Source organism: Phycisphaeraceae bacterium, from assembly GCA_020639155.1.
In the GTDB taxonomy this organism is placed as follows: domain Bacteria; phylum Planctomycetota; class Phycisphaerae; order Phycisphaerales; family UBA1924; genus JACKHF01.
On sequence record JACKHF010000001.1, the window covers coordinates 1,677,696 to 1,699,121 of the forward strand.

Here is a 21,426-nt window from a genome sequence, read left to right on the forward strand (position 1 = left end):
CCAACCAGACCTGCCGACATCCCGGCAAACGATTGTTTTCTCAGAGAATCGACAGACGGGCCCCTCTCAGCATCGGCAATTAGGCCCACAAACTCTCCACATTCCGCCAATCCTGCCCGGTTTGGTCAGATGGGCGTTGGCTCACCCCGGTCCGCAAAAATCTATCAAGCCGGCGCGAAACTTCACTGGCACCATCGCTATTCGGAGGCTTTGAGAGCATGTCACGAGCGAATTCGTGTGCTTCATGCGGCTTTACGTCTCTATACTTGCTCCTATGGCAATCCCTGACGCAGAAGTCACCGTGATCAAACCCGCGCCCATGAACGGCCTTGAAGCGATCTTCCTCCACGAGATCGTCAAGGGGTTCGGCACGACCATGCGCCACTTTTTCACATCATTCGGCCAAGGGCGGACCAGCCGAACTATTCAATATCCTGAGCAACGCAAGGAACTTATGCCCGTCGAAGAGGGCGGCATGGAGAAGTCCAACTTCCGCGCAGTCCATCGTCTCAATCGCGATGAGAACGGGCGCGTCAAGTGTGTTGCGTGCATGATGTGCCCGACGATCTGCCCCGCCAACTGCATCCACATCGAAGCGGCGGAGTCTCCGTGGGACGATCGCGAGAAGTACCCCGCAAAGTTCGAGATCGACGAACTCCGCTGTATCTTCTGCGGTATGTGCGAGGAAGCCTGTCCCGTCGATGCGATCGAACTCACCACCGAGTACGACTTTGTGGGAAGATCGCGCCAGGAGATGGTGTTCGACAAAGAGAAGCTGCTTCACATCTACGACGTGACGATCGAGAAGAAGCCGATGTGAGCGCAGCCACGCAACTGGTTTCACTCACCTCGGAGATTGAAGATGTTTGTATCATGTCTTGCGGCTGCTGCTGTCTCTCTGTCTACGACCAAGCTGGCAAACGGCGAGTACACGATCAATGTTGGGATTGTTGTGTACGAAGGCGTCGAACTGCTCGACTTTGCTGGCCCGGGTGAAGTCTTCTCCATTGCTGGCAGAGTGTCACAATCGAAGGGGCAACTCGGATACAACGTCTTCACTGTTGCGATCACACCAGAACCGATCACGAGTCAGCAGTTTCTCACCGTTGTTCCTGAATACACCATCGACACTGCGCCGCGCGTCGATCTCCTCGTCATTCCTGGAGGTTCTACGTCTGCGCTTCGCAATAACACATCGTTTATGGATTGGGTGAGAGCCCAGCAGCAACAAGCCGAAATGATGACGGTGTGTACTGGTGCATTTGTTGCTTCAGATTTGGGGTTGCTTGACGATAAAGTCGTTACCACATGGTATGGTGCGATCGACCGTCTCGCTGCGTCTGCGCCAAATGCAACGGTGATACATGGGCGGAGGTTTATTGATAACGGGAACGTTATCACAACTGCTGGTGTTTCTGCGGGGATTGATGGCGCTCTGCACCATGTCGCCAGGACATACGGTCGTGTGGTTGCGGATCAGACCGCAGAATATATGGAATACGCGTGGTCACCCGAGCCATACTTGTCGAGTGAGTATCGGCTGCTCAATCCTCGTGTCGATGACAATGGTCGAGCGATGCAAAGAGCAGATATTGATTATGCGACGGGAGAATGGCATCAAGCAGTTGACGGTTATAGTGCACTGCTGGATACCGACGTTGAGAGCGCGAGCTTGCTGCAACGGCTCGGTCACGCCATGATGAGCGAAGGACAGTACAAAGACTCAATCGCAATCCATGAGCGTCTTGTCAAGCTTGATCCAGACAACAGTACCGCACACTACAACATTGCCTGTGCACACGCCAAACTGGGAGAGATCAATAAGGCATTGTTGTCACTTGAGCAGGCTATAAACCTTGGGTTTATCCGAGCGGATCTGCTTCGATCAGACCCGGACCTTGACCCGATTCGAAACGACGAGCGGTTCAAGGCACTGATTACGAAGCTTCCCTAACAGCATCAAAGTGGCGCATGGAACTCTACGTCCCAGTTGGACTGTCCATTTTTCATCTGGAAGTGCAACTGTGCAACCAAGGCCTGAGAGCCGGATATAACCATATATGGGATGGCGGTTGCTGTTGCTGGTTCCTCAGATACCGTGGTGGTATGCCATGATTGTGGCATGGCTTGGTCTGTCCGGGCTTGTTTTCCTTTACAAGGGATTGCGTGGGAGAAAAACGAGCGATGACCCGCACTGCCGAAAGTGTGGGTTTGATCTTGTTGGGCTGCCCTTGGGGATCAATAAGATCCATCACTGTCCGGAGTGTGGCCAGATCCTTTACGAAAAGAATGCGATGCGGTATGGGCGTTTTTCTCATCGGTTGAGTTGGATGTGTGCTGGGATTCTGCTGTGCTTGATCGCAGGATCGTTGGTCTACGCGCGGGCAAATCTGAAGTTCGATGAAGCGCATTTTCGACAGTACATGCCCGACTGGATGCTTGAAAATCGCATCATGCAGACCGATGGCAATCAAGCGATACAGGATGCGCTGCTGGAGGTTGCCATTGACAGGATCAGCGCAGGTGAAATCAGTGGGCCGCGCGTTCGCAGGCTTGTTGAAGCTGCGCTGGTGCGACAGAAGGACACAGCAAAGCCATGGAATGCGTTGTGGGGCGATCTTGTTGAAGCTGCACGAGAGAAGGGGTATATCTCAGACAAGACATACAACACGTTTCTGTTGAACGCGGTTGGGATACGAGTCGTATATCCTAACGAACTCGAATTGCAAGCCGAGTTCTTTGATGGACTTATTCTTGATCGAGTGCGTTTGCAGCTATATGCGAAACGAGCAGGTTCCAAAGCACAGAGCAGTGTGCGGATACACCACATCCATATTGAGACTTCAGCGCAGAAGAGCAGTGTTGTATTTGATGATTCCGTTGATCAGGTCGTGAACCTGGCACCGCTCCAGCTCGTGGTGATTGGCCACTCGGGTCCGGTTGAATCATTTACTGTTTATATTGACACGGTGAAGTTTAGCCCAGGCAGCGCTGCGATTGATGTTGAGATGTTGATTTCGATCCCTGGCGATCAGAGCATGATGCCTGCCAAGATCAATGAGCAGTTCGGGTTCACAATACTCAACATACATGGCAGTCCATGGTAACTGGAATATGCGTGCTTTAGGCTATCCAATCTCATGAACTCGTCTCTGCTTCCACTTTCCGATCATCCGTGGCTGGTGCTGGGCATTGCACTCTGCACGATTGCTGGTCTGTGTCTGATCTGGAGAGGGTTCCGTGGCAAGCGATTGAACGATCATCCGATCTGCAGAACGTGTGAATTTGATCTTGTCGGGTTGCCTCTAAGCACAGGTGGGGTCGAGCATTGCCCGGAGTGTGGTGCGGACCTGCAGGCAAAGCGTGCAATCGAGAGTGGCGAGCGAAAACACAGGCCCGCGTTTGTTGTGATTGGATTCTGCTTCCTCGCGGTTGCTTGCATGCCAGCGTTTGTTGATATCTCTGTGATCGTTGACGAGGACTGGATCCGCGCGCACAAACCCGCGTGGATGCTTGAACACGAGGTTCGCAATACAGAATCAAACGACGAGATTGCAATTCTGAAAGAACTGACCAAGCGAATACAGCAGTCAAACTTCAGTCACACGCGTGCGCACCGTCTTACTGATACAGCGCTCGTGCGTGAGAGCGACGAGTTGCTGCCACTTGATATACGAGCCGCGTGGACCGAGCTTCTTCTCGCATCGAACAGCATGGGTCTCTGCGATGCTGATACATTCGTGCAGCACGTCGTGAACACGCTGGAGGTGGAGGTTGAGTTTCCGAGTGGGTTCGTGTATCGCGAGAGCAGATCGGGGCAATGTGTTGTGCCCTACGTTGAGCTGCACATCCAGATACCGCACGTTGAAAGTGCCGTGACTCCGATGATCCGGATCGATATTGATCGGATCCAGATCGAAGGAACAGACGCAGAAACAATCAATGCGCGTGTGGTTGGAGACGGCGTAAAAATCATCACGGTTCGCCCATATCAGGACAATCGCATGCAGGGGTATTCCAATCGCCTGTATGTGTTCCGTGTGGATATCGAGGATATTGTGCTGCAAGCTGGTTCTTACACGATAGATGTTGACTTTTCGATCACGAGTTCTGACAGGCCAGCTATTCAAGGACGTTCAGCTTCTATTCGTTCGTGGTTCGAAACGATCTACAAGTACGCTATTCCCGAGTTTGGAGGCTCTGAGGTGTGAACGCAGCCTTGAGTTGATATGATCTCACCATGACCAGACACACTTCCTATCTTGTAGCCACACTTCTCGTCTGTGCTGTGTCAGCTGCCCATGCACAGATCTCACAAGCACCGCAGCCCGATCCAGCACTTGCGCACTTGCCCGAGGTGATCCAGCACGACATCGCTGCGTGGCGTGATCGGCTTGAGCATGCGCAGTGCATCAAGGTCACGCTTGAACTGGAAGAGACGTGGCGCAATCTCCACGAACTCGACGACGACGGCTCACCAAGGCTGGTCCGGCGAGAGCGCTTCCGTGTTGAGTCGTGGATGACGAAGGATGTTGTCTGGATGATGATCTATCCATATGAGAAGCGTATGGGCATTGAGCGAGTGGGCTTTGGGCCGCACTACGAGCAGCTCTGGCGCGCAGACACGAGCACGGTGTGGGTTCGAACATGGAACCCTGACACCGAGAAGTACGATTCGGCACGATTCACGACTGAAAGTTCCGTCGGACCCGACGATGCCGACTTTTATTCACACGGGTGCATCTTCGCATCAGGCATGCAGTCGTGGATCGCTGGCGACGGCCCGATGGTAGAGAACCCGACGATGACGTTGCAGCGATCGCCGAATATTGCAATCGTTCCGCCCGAACCGTACAGGCCTGGGGTGTGGCTTGATGTCATTCAGCCCGAGCACACGCGCGACATGTACCCTGAATCCAGCGAACTTTATCGCAGGCATGACTTCATGCTGCTGGCGCGCAATGAGGATCATCAGCCGGAGGTGCGTGAATGGCGGACAATCGTGCTGACCGACGAGCACAGCGATGGAAAAACTCCGCAAGAGATCACGGGCATCCGGAGGTTTGAGTACGAGTTTCTTGACCGGATGCCCGGCACCGTGCTCGAAGACGCATCAGCATTTGCTGGAGCAATTGATATTGTCGAGGAGATGAAAGTGAAGAGCGGTGGGGCGGAAGCCAGGTAGTGTGCGTTGCACGAAATCAAAGTCACACTGCGTTTGTGGGTGAACTTTTCTTCTGAATGACCGTAGCGACAGTACTATGGTCTTATCTTTTTTCAACGTCTTCAATCACGTGTGGCTGGCACTGAGTATCTTGCTCTGCGCCGTGGTCGGGTGCTCACTCATTGTGATCGGTATCCGATGGAAGGGCTTTGTCAACTATCTCATCTGCCGAAAATGCGGCTTTAACCTGACCGGGATTGATGATCAGATGGTGTGCCCCGAGTGTGGCTCTGATCTTCGTACGGGGAACGCGGTCTGTGCACGATCACGTCGACTCGCAACTCGCAGTACTGGTTTTGCATGTTTGGTTGTGCTTATTGTCATCGTGATATCGCAACTGAACTGGAGCTATCTTGGATCAAATCAGTTTATCCTTGACATAAAACCCGATTGGATGCTGGAACACGACCTTCAGCGCAAGAACTCTCAGGATATAGAAGCAGCTTTGAATGAGTTGATCGCACGAGTCGAATCAAGATCGATCAATCAACAACGACTGGATCGGCTGATCGATGTTGGACTTGAGCGATTGGGTGATCCAGAAGCATCATCTCACGATCAACAGGTGTGGATGCGATTGATTCAGTCTGCGCACAAGGTTGGAATGTGCAAGCCGGAAAAATACGCGCGATACGTGTCTCGCACTGCTCATCTTGTCGTCTTCGGACCACCTTCTCCAGCAACGATAGATGAAGCCACACATGCCTTTCCATTCAGTTCATTGCGTATTACGGCGCATCTCCCGGAGACGGACCACGGGAATACCTCTGACGTACGTATACGTGTGGTTCGGGTATGGCTTTCGGATGATGCTTCAGATATGGTGCTCGAAAATTCTGAGAAGGCGCTGCCAGTCATTTCAGGTATGTATTCGAGAGAATATGATCAACTTTTTTCATCAAAGATCGTGTTTCAAAGTCGATTGTTGGGCATCGGGCAGTACACTGTGCATGTTGAAGCGGAAGTTGTTGCGGCAGATACGAACACACACGATGTCGATTTGATTCGCGGCAGCGCCACCTTTCGCATACTTCAATTTGGTACTGAGTTTATCCGATAGCTCTGAATCGTTTGTTACCCACACTCGACTTCGATCACGCCCGGTGTGTGCTCCTCAGCGGTCTTTGCGAAGATGGCGTGGTCCTGCCATGTGCCGTTGATTTTTAGGTAACGCTTTGCCAATCCCTCGCGGCGCATGCCGATCTTTTCCGCGATGCGCAGGCTTGCAGCATTCGTTGGTACGACACCCGCTTCGACACGATGCAGTCCAAGCCCGTGAGGCTGCTCGTTGAACGCGATCTCCAGCATGGCGAGCATCGCTTCTGTGCAGATGCCTTGTCCCTGCAGTGTGCTATTGACGCGCCATCCCGCGTTGCAACTGCACCAACTCCCGCGCACGATGTTCGAGAACGCGAACACACCGGCCATCTCGCCGGTTTCTGTGACGATAGCGACGCGTCTGCACTCAATGCCTGTGAGTTCGCCCTGCACGGAGCGTTCGTGCTGAAGGTCGAACAACGCAGCGTACCCGCCCTCGGGCAGGTTGGGTGACCACGGCGCAAAGCTCGTGTGGCTCTGCTCGTGCATCTGTATGAATGCGTCACGATCTTCAGCAAAGATCGGGCGCAATGTGAGTCTCGACGTGCGCGCGACAATCGCATGTATCGGCGGGATCGGTGGCACATTTGTTGAGAGGATTGGATCGGTCGGATTGGGTTGCATTCACCCAGACTGTAGCTGAATGTGCGAGAGAGTCACCTCGATCTCCCATTCATCGTGCAGGATGTACTCGCTACCGGTCATGACGGGAGTCTGGCGGGATTTGTGTGTGTATCCAACCTTTGCCATCATTGTGGCGCTTGCCGTGTTCTCTATCTGAACGAATGCCCTGACGGTATCAACGCCCAACCCTGATGGGAGCGACGTAAGCGCAAACGCAGTCATGGCGCGGACTGCTTCCAGCGCGTATCCATTTCGTGTATACTGATGTCCGATCCAGAAACTAATCTCAGCAAAGTTATCCATGCCGCGCTCGATCCGATTGAACATGACAACACCGACGATGGTGTTATCCGGGAGCGCAATGACGCGCCGCATTCCCCTGCCTGTTTTCATGCCCTGCAGTGTCAACGCGAGCTGGCGTTCGAACATAGCGGACAGCGATTCGTTCTCGTGAAGAACCGGACTGAATACTGCAAGATGATCTGTATTTGTGCGTATGAGTTCAATGAACTGACTTCGATCTGTTTCTGCTAGTGTCCGCAGTTGGAGGCGCTGCGTAAAGAGTGTTGCTTGCCATGGCATCTGCGTTGGACAATCGATGCGCATGATTGCTGCGCGTGGTCCTGAAACGCGAGGCTTTGCTTCGATTTGAGTGTGAAGACCGGTTGCGCCGATTGATGGTGCGCACACAGCATCTGTGTTGATGTGCTGATCAACGTCTTGCGATAGGAGATGCCTGTTTTCTTCGGCTGGCATATTGGTATGTCTGTTTTCGGCTGAAAACAGGGGGTGTGTTGTCTTGCATGACCACCCGATCGCGGCAAGGGTATATCCGGACCAGTACAACCCGTATATGCGCAAAAACCGGTGTTTCAACCGGCACAACTCCTTGTGGCAACGGGTGTTTCAGGGGGATGTGGAGTCTAGCGAACACGTTCAGGCTGTGGCTTCGGGCCTGTTCGGATCGAGCCAGTCCAGATGGAAGAATGACCCGCGGGGCTCGTCCACACGCTCGTATGTGTGTGAGCCGAAGAAGTCGCGCTGGGCCTGAATCATGTACGCGCTTGTGCGCTCCGATCGATAGCTGTCAAAGTACGCAAGACTTGATGCGAAGGCTGGTATGGCAACGCCGCGTACAGCTGCCTGCGCAACAACCTCGCGCCACGCGCTCTGGCGCTGCCCAATCTGGTCAGCAAAATACGGATCGACGAGCAGGTTGGATAGTGTCGCGTTGTTTGTGTACGCGTCGGTGATCTTCTGCAGGAACCGAGCGCGGATGATGCATCCGCCACGCCAGATCTTCGCGAGCGAGCCAAAGTCGATGCCCCAGTTATTCACACGGTCGGCTTCTGCCATCAATGCAAATCCCTGCGCGTACGCGCAGATCTTTGAGCAATAGAGCGCATCACGAACCTTTGTCAGCCACTCTTCCGGCGAGAGCGCAGGCTGGGGCGCTGGCGCAGGGAGTACCTTCGATGCGCGCACACGTTCTTCTTTGATTGCGCTGATGCATCGCGCAAAGACTGCTTCTGCGATCGACGGCGCGCTGATGCCGAGTTCGAGAGCGATCTGCCCCGTCCACTTGCCGGTGCCCTTCTGGCCAGCAGCATCAAGCACTACGTCGACAAACGGCTTGTCAGATCTCGGATCCTTCTGGCGGAGGATGTCCGCAGTGATCTCAATGAGGAACGAATCAAGATCGCCCTCGTTCCACTGCGCAAACACATCTGCCATCTGCGCTGGGTGCATACCCAACGCCTCGCGCATCAGCACACACGCTTCTGCGATGAGCTGCATGTCAGCGTACTCGATCCCGTTGTGGACCATCTTCACAAAGTGCCCGGCGCCGTCCGGCCCGATGTAGGTGGAGCATGCTTCAGCATTGGGCGAGGAGACCGGCTTGCCTGGCGCCGCGCCCTCAATGGGCTTGCCTGTGTTCCTGTCGACCTTCGCTGCGATGGCGGTCCAGACTGGCTCGATCGTTTCGTAGGCCTTCTTTTCGCCGCCGGGCATGAGTGATGGCCCGAATCGTGCGCCCTCCTCGCCGCCAGACACGCCCGACCCGACGTAGAGCACGTTCTTTGCTTTGCATCGCGCGTTGCGCTTTGCGGTGTCTTCCCAGTGCGCGTTGCCGCCGTCGACGACAACATCGTTCGGATCGAGAATCGCAAGCAACTGATCGATCACAGCATCGGTGGGCTTGCCAGCGGGGACCATGATGATGATCCGGCGTGGCGACTGCACAGCGGCTTTGAGTTGGTCGAGTGTTTCGGTCGCGATGAGTGCGCCGGGTGTTGCGCTCCCTTCTGCATCCACAAACTCGTGTGTGGTCGCGACGGTGCGGTTATAGACCGCGACCGCGAACCCATGGTCAGCGATATTGAGCGCGAGGTTTCGGCCCATCACGCCGAGCCCGATGAGCCCAACGTCGGCGGTATTTGCGATAAGGTCATTGTTGGCAGCGGGCATGGAAAGCTCCGATGGTGGTGTGATCTGAAGTGTACGAGCCCGCATCCGACTTCTTGGCCCGTAACTGTCAGCGAGGAGGGATGCTGGATCTGCGTACTTGTAGCTAATTGGCCACAAATTATGCCACTCGAAATCTGCAGTTGTTCAGGATTGGCCGGAACACGCTGATTGAGCCCCGTTGCATCGCTTGGATGATGTCTCACTGTGGTATGCCATTTGCCAGAGTTCGGATGTGAACGGATGTATGCATAAGGACCGGGTTGGTGGTGCAGTTGTATGGGAGCAAGTGATGAGAGAGAATCAGACCATCAGACAATCGATGATCAACCTTCGGTATGCTACAGCATTCACTCTGACGCTTGCAATATCGTCGCATGCAATCGGGCAGTGCGACTGGGCACCGCTCCCCGGAGGTGGTGTCAGCCCTGCAGCGGACGCATGTGTCCTACTGCCGTCTGGTGATCTTGTGTTTGGAGGTCGATTCTCCCTCGCTGGAACAACACCAGTTGAGTATATCGCACGTTGGGACGGCTCATCGTGGCATCCGTTTGGATCGGGTCTTGACAACTTCGTGCGCGCGCTGCTTGCTATGCCGAACGGTGATGTGATCGCGGGCGGGCAGTTTCTCAGTGCTGGCGGTACGACAGCAGAACTGATCGCTCGCTGGGACGGCACGCAGTGGCATCGTATCGGCCCGTTGAATTCCGGTCTGGAGTTTGGCTCTGTACGCTCGCTTGCGCTGCTTCCCAATGGCGATCTGATGGCGGGCGGCTCATTTCTGGCAGCAGGAGGCGCACCAGCGCAGCGTGCTGCCCGCTGGGACGGCACGCAATGGACTGCGATGGGCGCTCTCTATCAGGGTGTACAACCGTCTGCTGTTGTGTCAGTGCTTGCGCTTGCAGTATTGCCCAATGGCGACATTGTTGCCGGCGGCTCGTTTCTGAAAGCAGACAGTGATATTACTGTAAACCGTGTTGCGCGCTGGGATGGCGCAGGCTGGAACCCGATGGGATCTGGCATGAGCAGCGCTGTGAATGCGCTTGCGGTAATGCCGAACGGTGATCTGGTTGCAGGCGGAATATTTTCAACGGCCGGCGGTGTCACAGCAAATGGTGTGGCCCGATGGGATGGCGTGTCGTGGCACGCGCTTGGTACAGGACTCATCAGCAACACGGGCGCACTCTCAAACGCATACGCCATGTGCGTCATGCCATCGGGAAAACTCGCTGTTGGTGGTGTGTTTGATACCGCAGGAGGCGCACCAGCATCGATGGTTGCAACATGGGACCCTACGATCAGTGCGTGGTCCCCGATCGGCAGCGGCATGCAATATCAGATCACGCGCACCGTGTCCGCGATGGCTGCTGACACATCGGGCAATCTGTTCGCAGCGGGCCAGTTCTCGCAGGCTGGCGGATTGAGCGTCACAAATGTTGCCCAGTTCAGGACAGATGCAAGCCCGGTTGTGTTTCTCACCCAGCCACAGGCTAGGCATCCTGCGCCGGGCGGATCGGCAGTGTTTGAAGTGCAACTCAGTGGTGCTGTTGAGACGTATCAGTGGCAGCGCGAGTCAGCGCCGGGCAATGGAATCTGGCTTGACATGGATGAGGGGCCGAACTCGTTCTATGGCATTTTTTCAGGAACAACAACCAACGAGTTGACAATTTCTGACGCAGTTGCAGACAGATCGTTTGCGCTGCGATGTGTTGCGGTCTCATCGTGCGGTGGGGTTATGAGTAATACAGCCCAGTACTCGGTGTGTTATGCCAACTGCGACAACTCTGCTGGCAGTCATCCGCTCAACATCTTTGATTATATCTGCTTCGGTAACGCATATGCTGCGGGCGATCCATATGCCGACTGCGACGGAAACAGCACGTTGAACATCTTTGATTATATCTGCTTCGGCAATGCGTATGGAACTGGATGCCCATAGTGTAACCTTGACTCGGGATCTCAATCAGACATATGTGCAAACGTGGGGTCAGTTGTCGCACGCAATCAATACAAGCAAGGAAAAGCAAAGCATGAGAAAGCAGTTTATCGCGATAGCAGCCTTGGCAGGTATGACCTCGGTCTCAACGGCTCAGGTTGCGTACGAGTTGGTCATTATCGAGCCCTGGAACACAACCTACAGTCTCGCAACGTCGCATGTTGGTGGGTTGAACAATCTTAATCAGGTAACCGGCTGTGCGACGACGGAGCCACTCGGCGGTCCTTGCAGTTTCATCTGGACTCAAAGTACCGGGAAGCAATCAATCAGCCTTGCTGGTCCGATCAACGATCTTGGAGTAATTGTCACAACCAACACGGTGCGATGGCCCGATGGGACTTTCCAAACAATGGACGGGGACATGAGCGGAGCCGCTGACCTGAATAACAGCAATGTTATTGTGGGATCCGATGGGAGTGTCTTTACGTGCCCGGTGCCGCCGCCGTATATTAACCGCGAAGCGACGGTGTGGAGTGCGGCAACTGGCACTATCCTGCTTGAATCGCAGCATAGTGTTCTGCATGCAGATCAGGCATGGGCAATCAACAACCATAACCAGATTGTCGGTGTCACATCAAGCACCGGACATTGCGGCGATCAGAAAGCGTTCTATTACGATCTTGATATGCAGGTGCACATCGACCTGCACACGCTACTCACCGGATCATCTTCCGGTATCACGCATGCGGTCGATATCAACGATGCGGGCGTGGTCATCGGCGACGGGCCGGTGACGTTCGGCGGTGGCGCGTTTATATGGAGTGCTGCCGCGGGATTTTCGTTTGTGCCGGATCTACCCAGCACAGAACCCGGATACTCAAAGCCAACCTCTATCAATAACAATAATACCGTTGTCGGTGAGGCCATTGTCAATGGTGACTGGCACGCGTGGATCTTCGATGATCAGCATGGCATTCGCGATCTGAATGATCTGGTGACGCTGCCATCAAACTTTATAGTTGATCGTGCAGAGAAAATCAACGACAATGGATGGATCATCGGCTCAGGACATTACGGCGCGTGGAGTCCTGAGCGAGCCGTTGTGCTGATTCCCATTGATGCCTGCTACGCCGACTGCGACGAGAACGCGATACTCAACGTGTTCGATTACATCTGCTTCGGGAATGCGTATGCCGCAGGATGCCCGTAATATTCGGGCGATGTGTGATCATCCTGCTTTTTTGCCGCATTCCGGGCACACATCATTGGGAAGTCCGTGCAGGTTGTATCCGCACGACGGGCACAGACCGTGGCGAAGTCGATGGGCACGGCGATGGATGAGTGCGGACACCGGGATCCACACGCATCGAATGATGCCAAGCGCTGACCAGGCAGTTGCAATCACCAGCACAAAGGCAGCACTATTGATGAGGTATCCGCTTGGGAGTGATATCTCTTCGTCGACGTACAGTCCTTTGACGTTTGCGAGAAAAGTGCCATCGTCAGGTGGAGATATATTGCTTGCTGGGTCGTAGCTGGCAAGCTCTGATTCCAGCCATGCGATGAATGTGTTACTTTTTACTTTTCTTTCATCTGCTGTTAACGGTTCGACCCAGGCACCGGGAGTAAACCGGATGCCCGCGATCCGGCGTGCTGAGGTCGGCGCAAAGAAACAACGAGTCGGTATGGTGCGAACGGTATCATCGAAGCCGATGAAATAGTTCGGCGCTGGCGCTCCAAACCCCCATGGTGGATCACCAAAGATCCGCTCTTTGTTGTAGGTGTATTCGCCGTACTTTCCACTTACCCAATATCCGGGCTTAATGTACCGCTGCTCAACAAGATATTCATTCAGCAAACGGACAACCAATGATGCATTGCCATTCTGATGAGGATGCGACGGGCACATCTCACGAACGTGAAATACCAGCCCGATCAGCAGCGCAGAGCTGAGTATCAGCACGAACGGGTACACGATTCGCCAGCGCTTTGATGTGCGGAGGAGCATGGAGATCCTACGTGCTCATCGCTTGTTTGTTCTTGCTCTTTCCGCATTCCAGGCACACATCGCTTGGCAATCCGCGCATGTTGTACCCGCACGAAGTGCATAAACCCAGCCGTTCTCGGCGCGTGCGTCGATGAAGCTTTGCGTATGCCAGCATGCACGTATGCCAGCTCCACAACACGGTGCCGGGGAGCGACGAAAGCATCACAAGCAATATCACAATACCCGCAGCATTGATGTAGTATCCGGATAGAAACGGAATCGTTTCATCAACGTGGAGGCGTTTGACCTTTGCGAGAAGCTGTGGGTCATTCCCACGGAGTACCGGCTCATTATTCGCTGCAGCGTTTTCTAGCCACGCAATAAATGCATGGCGTCCATCACTGCGCTCTTTCGCAGTCAAGATTTGATTTGTTCCAAATGGAACAAAGTAGATACCCGCAATCCGATGCGCGGAAGTCGGTGCAAGCAGACAGAGTGAAGGGATTGTTCGTATTGTCTCATTGAATCCAATGACGTGCCGTTCGAAAGGCCCTCCACGGCTGCACAGTGATGTTCGGCCAAACGACCACGATTCAGGATCACCAAAGTCGAGGAGATTTCCGTCCATCCAGCCAGAAGGCCATTGGTACCGATCGCCCATAACGCGATTGAGCATCCGTACAGCAAACGACGCATGTCCAATCTGGATCGGATGTGTCGGATACATCTGCCGCACAAGAAATGCCAGTCCGATCAATATCAGCACACAGATCGTGAACACGATCGCGTGCCAGCATCGCCGGGGGATGGACGTGCAGATAGCCATGGGCATGCTACTCCATCTTCGGCTGGATGGTTCGATTGGCTTCGCTTTGATGCGTTCTGTCTGTGGGCTTTGGAGCGTCTTTATCGTCGTTCTGCGCTGAGCAATCGGGAGCTATGTCTATGTACCCAACGAGAGCGCCAGCGCGTACACCCAGCGCTCCGACCCTTCGTCTGTGACAAAGTCCTGCTTAGGTAGGCGCACAAAGCCCATGGATTCATAGAGATGTTGTGCTGCGATCATGCTCGGTCGGGTGCAGATGACGACGCTGGTTGATCCGCGCCGTCGCTCCAGATCGACACAGTGCGTTACAAGCGCTCGTCCGATGCCAAGCCCTCGAGCTTCCGGGCTCACAGCAAGCAAACGAAACTCGCCTTCGTTCTCTGTAGACACCTGTCTCAGTGCGCTCGTTTCGTTAAGCAGCAACACCACGCCCATCATGCGAGGATTGTGTATTGCATGGAAGAGTGTGCCGTGCTGTTCGAGGTTGGTCCGCATGTAGAACGAACGCGCGCGTTCGGATGTCGAGTATCCGCCGCCGACATACGTTTCACGGAGGATCGCGATAGATTCTTCCCACTCCGCATCAGACCGGGTGATACATATCTGAAGCCCGCTCATAGTGCCAGCCGCATCTCTGATTCTACCGGTGCGAACCCGATTCGTTCGTACATGGATCGCGCCCCCGACACGCCGTGCAGCGAGATGCGATCGCACCCGTGCTCTCGCGCAAACGCAATGCAACGCTGGAGCAGGTCGTTGCCGATGCCTTTGCCGCGATGTTCGGGCACGGTGTACATGTTGAGAATGTACGCTTCTCGGCCGCGCGGGCACGAGTGAGACGGCGGCAAAGTTCTCAGCACCATGCCGCTTGATGCGATCGCGGTCGTCCCCTCGAACGCGAGGTACGCAGCAAAGCTGCCCGTGTGAAGAGCCTCCCGGAAGTACGCGTGCATCGACGTGCGCAGCGCCAGCGTTGAAACATCCCGCGATGTGATCTCGTCAAGAAACGCTGACCGCAACTCGACCAGCGCATCAATGTCGGATGTCAGAGCGAGTCGGATCGTGGGCATGAGAACACCGGATGTGGACGACGTGGTATGAGAAGCTGTGCAGGTGAATCAAAAGAACGAGATAGCATTATTATCCCAGAAATGAGATAGTCTTTCGGCACAGAAATAGTGCGAGATGTTGGTGTGGGTGCTTCCATGTGATTGATCCAGAAGGTGTTATTTGTTGTCCGCGCACACAAATGACAACAAATGACAGGCTGTTCAAAGCGACGGAATCGTTGACATTACGATAAAGTTTTCTAGTATCGCTCAGTCGCAAGGGCGGCGTGTTCTTTGACAACCGAAACCGAGATCGTTTTTACAGATACCGCCCCGCTGTGGTTCAGACAGTGTCTTTGCCACTTTCTCGCACACCTCCCAAAGTGAGCGTACTGAAGTCATATTTGCATATACATGTAATAGAGACTGCCACAGTACACACTGAACTGAGATCGTGAGATTCGACTGCCAAGTTGCTCGTATGCAAGTAGACAGTCAGGAAACGGGAGAGTCATCGCAGGATCATTAAAGTTGTTTTGATGGGTGCGATGCTCGTTTCTGACTGCCATGTTAAGAACATGGCGGTATCTTAAAAGGAGATTCATATGAGTCTACTTAGACGATCGAGGTTGGGGGCCATTGAGCTCCCGGTTGTTGAGGTTGAGTTCGCGATTAGGGTCTTTCGAGACCCTTTGGTTCGAGCTACTCTCACTGGTGGTCAGCGTCATGTTGTTGATATGGCCTTGCGAGTTCTCAATGAGACAACGCAGGAACAGATCGACGGAAAAATCGTGCTAGGAGAATGCCATATTCGTGTTATTCTCTTGGCGATAGGAATGACGATGCCGTGGATGCGGGACTTGTTATTCCATAGATTGGATGACGATGAACCGAGTTAACCTCTCCCTCTTTTTCGAGATAAACAGTGCTTGCACTTGGACGAACAATTCGATCGTTGCGAACCCAGCAGGGTTTGAGTCAGAAAGAACTTGCAGAGCGCGCCGATATCACGCCGTCATTCCTCAGCCTCGTTGAGAATGATCAGCGTGACGCAAGTATAAAAGTAACGTTGCGAATTGCCGAAGCACTTGAAGTTCCAGTTGAAGTTTTGATATGGGATGCAGTAGATATTCCCTTTGAAGTCAGTTCTCGGGATCGGCACATGTGTGAATTGGCGAAGTCAATTGTTCGAGGTGCATACGAAAATGCGAGCCGAACCACCCGTCGTTCGTTATAACCGCAGCTTGCAGATTTCTACACTTGATCAGGTAGCAGGTTGGGTCGGCGTAGAGTTATCCCCACTTTCAGACACAATCAATCGCGCTTCTACTATGTACTCTTGCTTCGAGATAAAGAAGCCGAATGGTGGTTCAAGAACAATCAGGCCTCCGAATAAAGTGCTACGCACTTTGCAGCACAATATTCTCCGCGAACTTCAGTCGATGGTTCGATATCCCCGCTGGATGATGGGCGGGATTCCTCGACGATCAATATTTCTGCATGCAGGACCACATGTTGCGAAGAGGATGGTCGCAACATTTGATGTAAAATCGTTCTACCCAAGTACAAACTCGTGCTTGGTGCGGTCTGTTTTGGAACGATTGGGATTTAGCGGCGAAGCGCTTGATGCGATGGTTCAGATACTTATCAAGGATGACGAGCTGCCGCAGGGCGGCCCCGCCAGCGGCTTGATTGCTAATCTTGCACTAGAGCCTGCTGACAGGCGGATTGACGCGATCTGTAGAAAGCACGATCTCAGATTCACTCGGTACGTGGATGACATCGCCATTTCTGGAGAGCATGATCTGCGCGTGTATCAAGGTGCAATCATTGATGCAATTGGTTTGTGCGGATACGAAGTTGCGCCTGACAAGATTAAGTTCATGGGTAAAGAGCAATGTCAGGTTATTACTAAGTTAGTAGTGAACGAGCAACTGCGCCCATCAAAGTCTTTTATCTTCGAAGTTAAGGCTAAGATCCGGGAATGCTTGGCAAACGGTGCCTTTGTTGTTGCTGTGGAACATGGGATCAGCGTCCCGCAACTCAAGAGCAAGCTGAATGGGAAGGTTTCACATATCAAGCAAGCAGATCAGCGACTTGGCAAATCACTACAGCGAAAACTGAATGGTGTCAATTGGAGCAGGCAGCTTCCTGATTGATAACTACTTACCTCCTTTGCGGTAAAGAGCGAGCCGGATACCTCTCAATACGAAAAAGCCCAGCGATTGCAATCGCTGGGCTTGTGTTGCTTTGCTTTTCAACTTTCTCGTTTACTCAAATTCCCCGGCCGCGACGCGACTGCGCGACGCGCAGCTTCAGCTCTGCGAGGCGCTTGGCTTTGGTGATGCGAGCCAATGCGTCTGTGCGGTTGGCTGCATCAGCGGGAACCGTGCGGGCGTTTGCTGCGTCGAGTTCAGCCATGGCGTCGGTCTCGGTGATAGTCTCAGCAGCGACTGCCATATTCGCGAGCACGGTCAGCTTGTTGCCGACCATCTGTGCAAACCCGTCCTCGACGACGAACGTCCGGTCGCCGCCGTGCTGACCAGCGCCGTGGACCTTCATCTCGCCTGTGCCGAGCTTGACGACCATGGGAGCGCGGTTCGGGAGCACGCCGATCTGGCCGTCCCACGCGGGCAGCACCACGCTGGATGCCTCCTGCTCGAGCAGCTTGTCCTGAGGCGTGATCAAACGGATGGAAAAGGCTTTGTCCACGTGTGTCTCCCGGGTGGGCCCCCGTTGTCGTGAAAATCAGTCCCAGCCGCCGTTCCAGCGGGCTGCGATGATAGGGTGGACGAGGGGGAATTGGAACTCGGGAACGGTGCTGGATCGTGGCGAAAAGCGATCCTGAGGTCTGATCGGTGTAGGCTTTGCCTGTGCCAAAGCCCTCTCACAGTCCGAATCGAGTGCCTCCCGTCGTGCTGATGGGGATGCTGATCGGGTTGCTGGTGATCGTGTGCCTCGCCCGAATGCTCGCGGGGGGATCGGTGCTGGGCTGGCCCGAGACAAGTGAGTTCTTCGAGCTTCGGGCGAGTCGCGTGATGTCGGGGCTGGTCGTGGGAGCGTCGCTGGGGCTGGCGGGCGTGCTGCTGCAGACATTGGTGCGGAACCCGCTCGCGTCGCCGGACCTTCTGGGGCTCTCAGCAGGTGCTGGGCTTGCGACCATGCTTGCCGCGTGGATCGCGTGGCAGACAGGGACAGCGCTGGTGACGCAGTCAGTACGGACCGGACCCGCATTTGTGGGCGCGATCGCGGCCCTTGCCATCGTGTATTCGCTTGGACAGAAGCGGGGCGTCGTCGAGCCGATCAGTCTCATTCTCGTCGGCGTGATCGTCGGCGTGATGTGTGCTGGCGCATCGATGGCGATTTCATCGATACTCCCGCCGGAACCCGCGGGGATCGCGTCGCGCGTGCTGTTCGGTTCCCTTGGTGATGATGTCTCGTGGACGACGATCGCAGTACTCGCCGCGATTGCACTCGCGTCGTTGATTGCGGGCATCAGTGTTGCTCATCAACTCGACGCGATGAGCATGGGCGAGGACGAAGCTCGATCAGTCGGCGTTTCGATCGGTTCATTGCGACTTGTGATGTTTGTTGTTGCAGGTGCATTGACTGCAGGAACCGTTGCGATCGCTGGCACGATCGGGTTTGTTGGGCTTGTCGGCCCGCACATCGTGCGCATGGTGTTCGGGCCATCGCATCGTGTGCTGATCCCAGCGAGTGCAATCGCGGGTGCGATCATTGTGGTGGGAGCGGACGCAGGTGTGTCAACACTTAAAGTGATCTATCCATCCGTCGGTAGCGTGCCGATTGGTGTTGTCACTGCGCTGTTCGGTGGGCCAGTGTTTCTCGTGCTGTTGCGCACATCGCGCGTGCGCGCGTGGGACCATCACTAGCGGGTGACAAGTTAGTCGTCGAGCTTTCGCCTGCGCGCCTTCTTCTCACTGGTCTGTTTCTTCTCATCGATGCGGCGCTGGATGGCGCCTTTGCTTGGCTTGGTCTTCTTGCGAACACGCGGGCGCTGCTTCGCTCGCATGATGATGGACCGGAGGCGTTCGAGACACCCGTCGGCGTTGCGCTTCTGCGATCGGTACTCGTCCGATGCAATGAGCAGCGATTCGTCCTCACCCTCACCCACCAGCCATGATGCGCCGAGCGTGCGCAGCCGATCTGTTGCATCGTCCCTGAGTCCGAGTGCAGCGACCCTTACACGGAGTTCCGCACGGGTGTTGCGCTTGTTGACGTTCTGCCCGCCAGGCCCGCGTGATCGGGAGTATGAGAACTCCAGCGCATCGGTGGGCACATTTACACCGGGCCCCAGTCGGGTGGTGGGGGTGGCGGCAGTTTTCGCCTGCGCGTGATTGTCCGCGTCAGACTCTGGCTGACGCGGTGGGGGAGATTGTGATGGCTTGCGTGCAGATGGCATTGCCTAGAACCATACCTGTGAATCATGAAAAAGCGATCCTCGAACCAGAACAAACACGTCTGAAGACTTCGTTTACCGTAAGGAACCACCTACCGTTGGTCAGCCAATGGGGACAAGTCGAAGAGGAGCTCGACCTTGGACTTGATGACGTGGAACGGACATGCGTTGATGCATCTTGTCTTGGTGATGGGATGCTCTACTGCGATTGCGCAAACACAGCCGGAGACAACCGCAGAAGGGCAGAGTTCAGATGCACGTGTTGAGGACGTCGACACGTGGGCGCTCTGGAATGATTGGGAAGAGAAGAACACACCCGATGCGTCGTGGGAGTTCAGGTTTGAGCCCTCGGTCTGGTACGCATCGCCGGGAGGGAATCTTCGCCTGCCTGGAGCGCTACCCGGTTCTGATCGAGTCAGGTTCGCAGATCTAAATCTTGATTCACCGCGTCTCTCAGCATTCCCTGAACTTCATTACAGAACCGGTCTCTGGCGATTCGGCGCCAGTGGGTTCGATGTGCGACTTGAGCGAGAAGCTGTTATGACTGAGACAGGAGCTTTGGGGCCGGTGTCGTTTAGCCCCGGCGACGTGGTGATGTCGGAGTTCTCGCTGACGTCTCTTGAAGTGGAAGCTGGGTACCTTCTGCTCGATTCACGCCATTCGAGTAACGCGCACAGACGAACACTTGCTCCCGATCTTGAGTTTCTTGCTGAGGGCATTGTCGGTCTTCGTGGATACCACACAATGATTGACATCGATAATGCTGGCATGAACACGGATGAGTCGCAAACCTTTGCACACCCATATGTGGGCGTGCGTACAGAGCTTGTTCTGTCAGAAGGGTTCTCGATGGATCTGCGCGCCAGTGCAGGATGGTTTGGTCTGGACAACCACTCATCATTTTCATGGGATGCACTAGTCGGATTTCGATACTACCTGAGCCCGAACCTTGCGCTCCAGGTGGGGTACCGCCAGAACGCGTATGGGATGAGCGACGGAACAGACACGAATGAGTTCAGCTTGCGCGGTGCGACTGCCGGGTTTTATGCGGGTGGTGTGCTGCGTTTCTGAACAGAGTGTGAATGTGCTGTGCTGGTAGCTGTAAACCCAGCTACCGCAGCCCTTTGAGCGTGTTGCAGTTCAAAGCAACTGTCTCCTGGAAACAAGGAGTGTCCGTTCCTGTGCGCGCATGTGCTGTGAATCGCACATGTCCCCGGTTGATTCCTGCATCGACATTGTGCATACTACGAGTGTGGGGTGTGCCGATCTGGCACAGAATATGTGTTCGCGATGGTGTCGTTGTCATCGCGAGGGTCTCTTGGTACAGCCACTCGTGGAGCAGCCGTGCCGAACGAACATATGCAAACCCGGACAAAGAAACACCTTGTTGATCGCATCACGGAGCGCACGGGGCTTTCACGTGCAGACGCAGAGCGGGCACTGGAGTGTGTTCTTGAGTCCATTACCTCATGGCTTGCCGACGGCGATCGCATCGAGTTGCGCACCTTCGGTATCTGGGAATCGCGTCTCAAGAAGGCGCATGTCGCACAGAACCCAAAGACACTCAAACCAGTCGAAATCCCTGCCAAGCGTGTTGTGAAGTTCAAGCCAGGCAAGGAGATGCGTGATCGTGTGGAGATAATCGATGGGTCTGATGGCGATGATGACGGCTCAGATGGGGGGGGCAGTTCGGGTGACCCATTATCACCGAGCAAACCACCGCAATCTCAGATGATTGAGTCGAAGCCTTCCGATCACCCTGCTCGTCAATCTTCTTCGCCGTCTTCCTGAAGAAT

General features: G+C 54.6%; 22 protein-coding genes. 13 read left to right on the forward strand and 9 right to left on the reverse strand.

All coding sequences use genetic code 11. The features are described 5' to 3' along the window. Window positions 1-319: 319 nt before the first annotated feature. The 6 genes from H6815_07070 (at window position 320) to H6815_07095 (ending at window position 6,284) form a co-directional block, all read left to right on the forward strand. A complete protein-coding gene (locus tag H6815_07070) occupies window positions 320-820 on the forward strand; it encodes an NADH-quinone oxidoreductase subunit I (GenBank protein ID MCB9860201.1) in 501 nt (166 codons plus the stop codon). A 42-nt stretch (window positions 821-862) separates the two neighbouring features. Beyond that, window positions 863-1,954 carry a DJ-1/PfpI family protein gene (locus tag H6815_07075; GenBank protein MCB9860202.1) on the forward strand — a complete coding sequence of 364 codons (1,092 nt, stop codon included), beginning with the start codon at window positions 863-865 and terminating at the stop codon, window positions 1,952-1,954. Window positions 1,955-2,111: 157 nt separating this feature from the next. Next, entirely contained in the window at window positions 2,112-3,107 is a 996-nt protein-coding gene (locus tag H6815_07080; GenBank protein ID MCB9860203.1) for a hypothetical protein, read from the forward strand. 33 nt (window positions 3,108-3,140) lie between these two features. Continuing rightward, window positions 3,141-4,211 carry a hypothetical protein gene (locus tag H6815_07085; GenBank protein ID MCB9860204.1) on the forward strand — a complete coding sequence of 357 codons (1,071 nt, stop codon included), beginning with the start codon at window positions 3,141-3,143 and terminating at the stop codon, window positions 4,209-4,211. 29 nt (window positions 4,212-4,240) lie between these two features. Further along, window positions 4,241-5,185, forward strand: a complete 945-nt coding sequence (locus H6815_07090) for a hypothetical protein (protein MCB9860205.1) — start codon at window positions 4,241-4,243, stop codon at window positions 5,183-5,185. Window positions 5,186-5,315: 130 nt separating this feature from the next. Further along, window positions 5,316-6,284: a hypothetical protein gene (locus H6815_07095; protein ID MCB9860206.1), complete on the forward strand. Its 969-nt coding sequence runs from the start codon at window positions 5,316-5,318 to the stop codon at window positions 6,282-6,284. A gap of 14 nt (window positions 6,285-6,298) precedes the next feature. Here the strand turns inward: H6815_07095 and H6815_07100 are convergent, their stop codons facing one another. From H6815_07100 to gndA, 3 genes are all read right to left on the reverse strand, one after another. Further along, window positions 6,299-6,946, reverse strand: a complete 648-nt coding sequence (locus tag H6815_07100) for a GNAT family N-acetyltransferase (GenBank protein ID MCB9860207.1) — start codon at window positions 6,944-6,946, stop codon at window positions 6,299-6,301. Further along, window positions 6,947-7,702, reverse strand: a complete 756-nt coding sequence (locus tag H6815_07105; GenBank protein MCB9860208.1) for a GNAT family N-acetyltransferase — start codon at window positions 7,700-7,702, stop codon at window positions 6,947-6,949. Window positions 7,703-7,882: 180 nt separating this feature from the next. After that, on the reverse strand, window positions 7,883-9,415 hold the full coding sequence (gene gndA, locus H6815_07110; protein MCB9860209.1) for an NADP-dependent phosphogluconate dehydrogenase: 1,533 nt from the start codon (window positions 9,413-9,415) through the stop codon (window positions 7,883-7,885). 289 nt (window positions 9,416-9,704) lie between these two features. On the opposite strand from gndA, the gene H6815_07115 reads away from it, so the two are divergent. Beyond that, window positions 9,705-11,351, forward strand: coding sequence for a hypothetical protein (locus H6815_07115; protein MCB9860210.1), 1,647 nt, complete (start codon window positions 9,705-9,707; stop codon window positions 11,349-11,351). Window positions 11,352-11,442: 91 nt separating this feature from the next. Next, on the forward strand, window positions 11,443-12,558 hold the full coding sequence (locus H6815_07120; protein MCB9860211.1) for a hypothetical protein: 1,116 nt from the start codon (window positions 11,443-11,445) through the stop codon (window positions 12,556-12,558). Between the two features lie 18 nt (window positions 12,559-12,576). On the opposite strand, the gene H6815_07125 is transcribed toward H6815_07120, so the two are convergent. The 4 genes from H6815_07125 to H6815_07140 form a co-directional block, all read right to left on the reverse strand. Continuing rightward, a complete protein-coding gene (locus tag H6815_07125; GenBank protein ID MCB9860212.1) occupies window positions 12,577-13,356 on the reverse strand; it encodes a hypothetical protein in 780 nt (259 codons plus the stop codon). 7 nt (window positions 13,357-13,363) lie between these two features. Then, a complete protein-coding gene (locus tag H6815_07130) occupies window positions 13,364-14,161 on the reverse strand; it encodes a hypothetical protein (protein ID MCB9860213.1) in 798 nt (265 codons plus the stop codon). A gap of 117 nt (window positions 14,162-14,278) precedes the next feature. Continuing rightward, window positions 14,279-14,779 carry a GNAT family N-acetyltransferase gene (locus H6815_07135; GenBank protein ID MCB9860214.1) on the reverse strand — a complete coding sequence of 167 codons (501 nt, stop codon included), beginning with the start codon at window positions 14,777-14,779 and terminating at the stop codon, window positions 14,279-14,281. Continuing rightward, on the reverse strand, window positions 14,776-15,231 hold the full coding sequence (locus H6815_07140; GenBank protein ID MCB9860215.1) for a GNAT family N-acetyltransferase: 456 nt from the start codon (window positions 15,229-15,231) through the stop codon (window positions 14,776-14,778). The genes H6815_07135 and H6815_07140 overlap by 4 nt, the downstream gene beginning before the upstream one ends. 934 nt (window positions 15,232-16,165) lie before the next feature. Between H6815_07140 and H6815_07145 the strand changes: the two genes are divergently transcribed. Together H6815_07145 and H6815_07150 are read left to right on the forward strand one after the other, a co-directional pair. Then, the gene (locus H6815_07145; GenBank protein MCB9860216.1) at window positions 16,166-16,447 is read left to right on the forward strand and encodes a helix-turn-helix transcriptional regulator; all 282 of its coding nucleotides are present in this window, start codon (window positions 16,166-16,168) and stop codon (window positions 16,445-16,447) included. Then, window positions 16,416-17,369 carry an RNA-directed DNA polymerase gene (locus tag H6815_07150; GenBank protein MCB9860217.1) on the forward strand — a complete coding sequence of 318 codons (954 nt, stop codon included), beginning with the start codon at window positions 16,416-16,418 and terminating at the stop codon, window positions 17,367-17,369. The genes H6815_07145 and H6815_07150 overlap by 32 nt, the downstream gene beginning before the upstream one ends. A 115-nt stretch (window positions 17,370-17,484) precedes the next feature. Here the strand turns inward: H6815_07150 and atpC are convergent, their stop codons facing one another. After that, entirely contained in the window at window positions 17,485-17,922 is a 438-nt protein-coding gene (gene atpC / locus H6815_07155) for an ATP synthase F1 subunit epsilon (GenBank protein ID MCB9860218.1), read from the reverse strand. A gap of 161 nt (window positions 17,923-18,083) precedes the next feature. Here atpC and H6815_07160 point away from each other — a divergent pair, with 161 nt between their 5' ends. Then, window positions 18,084-19,103, forward strand: coding sequence for an iron ABC transporter permease (locus H6815_07160; GenBank protein ID MCB9860219.1), 1,020 nt, complete (start codon window positions 18,084-18,086; stop codon window positions 19,101-19,103). Window positions 19,104-19,114: 11 nt separating this feature from the next. Here the strand turns inward: H6815_07160 and arfB are convergent, their stop codons facing one another. Beyond that, window positions 19,115-19,633: an aminoacyl-tRNA hydrolase gene (gene arfB / locus H6815_07165; GenBank protein ID MCB9860220.1), complete on the reverse strand. Its 519-nt coding sequence runs from the start codon at window positions 19,631-19,633 to the stop codon at window positions 19,115-19,117. Window positions 19,634-19,768: 135 nt separating this feature from the next. Here arfB and H6815_07170 point away from each other — a divergent pair, with 135 nt between their 5' ends. Then, window positions 19,769-20,701 (forward strand): hypothetical protein, encoded by a 933-nt coding sequence (locus H6815_07170; GenBank protein ID MCB9860221.1) that lies wholly within the window; start codon window positions 19,769-19,771, stop codon window positions 20,699-20,701. A gap of 273 nt (window positions 20,702-20,974) precedes the next feature. Beyond that, window positions 20,975-21,421 carry an HU family DNA-binding protein gene (locus tag H6815_07175; protein MCB9860222.1) on the forward strand — a complete coding sequence of 149 codons (447 nt, stop codon included), beginning with the start codon at window positions 20,975-20,977 and terminating at the stop codon, window positions 21,419-21,421. Window positions 21,422-21,426 lie beyond the last annotated feature (5 nt).

Excerpts from the sequence above, each read along its gene's own strand:
- H6815_07115 (MCB9860210.1), top strand. The coding sequence starts at position 9,705 with ATGAGAGAGAATCAGACCATCAGACAATCGATGATCAACCTTCGGTAT.
- H6815_07150 (MCB9860217.1), top strand. The coding sequence starts at position 16,416 with ATGCGAGCCGAACCACCCGTCGTTCGTTATAACCGCAGCTTGCAGATT.
- H6815_07100 (MCB9860207.1), bottom strand. The coding sequence starts at position 6,946 with ATGCAACCCAATCCGACCGATCCAATCCTCTCAACAAATGTGCCACCG.
- H6815_07140 (MCB9860215.1), bottom strand. The coding sequence starts at position 15,231 with ATGCCCACGATCCGACTCGCTCTGACATCCGACATTGATGCGCTGGTC.
- arfB (MCB9860220.1), bottom strand. The coding sequence starts at position 19,633 with ATGCCATCTGCACGCAAGCCATCACAATCTCCCCCACCGCGTCAGCCA.
- gndA (MCB9860209.1), bottom strand. The coding sequence starts at position 9,415 with ATGCCCGCTGCCAACAATGACCTTATCGCAAATACCGCCGACGTTGGG.
- H6815_07070 (MCB9860201.1), top strand. The coding sequence starts at position 320 with ATGAACGGCCTTGAAGCGATCTTCCTCCACGAGATCGTCAAGGGGTTC.
- H6815_07125 (MCB9860212.1), bottom strand. The coding sequence starts at position 13,356 with ATGCTCCTCCGCACATCAAAGCGCTGGCGAATCGTGTACCCGTTCGTG.
- H6815_07085 (MCB9860204.1), top strand. The coding sequence starts at position 3,141 with ATGAACTCGTCTCTGCTTCCACTTTCCGATCATCCGTGGCTGGTGCTG.
- H6815_07135 (MCB9860214.1), bottom strand. The coding sequence starts at position 14,779 with ATGAGCGGGCTTCAGATATGTATCACCCGGTCTGATGCGGAGTGGGAA.
- H6815_07120 (MCB9860211.1), top strand. The coding sequence starts at position 11,443 with ATGAGAAAGCAGTTTATCGCGATAGCAGCCTTGGCAGGTATGACCTCG.
- H6815_07080 (MCB9860203.1), top strand. The coding sequence starts at position 2,112 with ATGATTGTGGCATGGCTTGGTCTGTCCGGGCTTGTTTTCCTTTACAAG.
- H6815_07075 (MCB9860202.1), top strand. The coding sequence starts at position 863 with ATGTTTGTATCATGTCTTGCGGCTGCTGCTGTCTCTCTGTCTACGACC.
- H6815_07130 (MCB9860213.1), bottom strand. The coding sequence starts at position 14,161 with ATGGCTATCTGCACGTCCATCCCCCGGCGATGCTGGCACGCGATCGTG.
- H6815_07105 (MCB9860208.1), bottom strand. The coding sequence starts at position 7,702 with ATGCCAGCCGAAGAAAACAGGCATCTCCTATCGCAAGACGTTGATCAG.
- H6815_07090 (MCB9860205.1), top strand. The coding sequence starts at position 4,241 with ATGACCAGACACACTTCCTATCTTGTAGCCACACTTCTCGTCTGTGCT.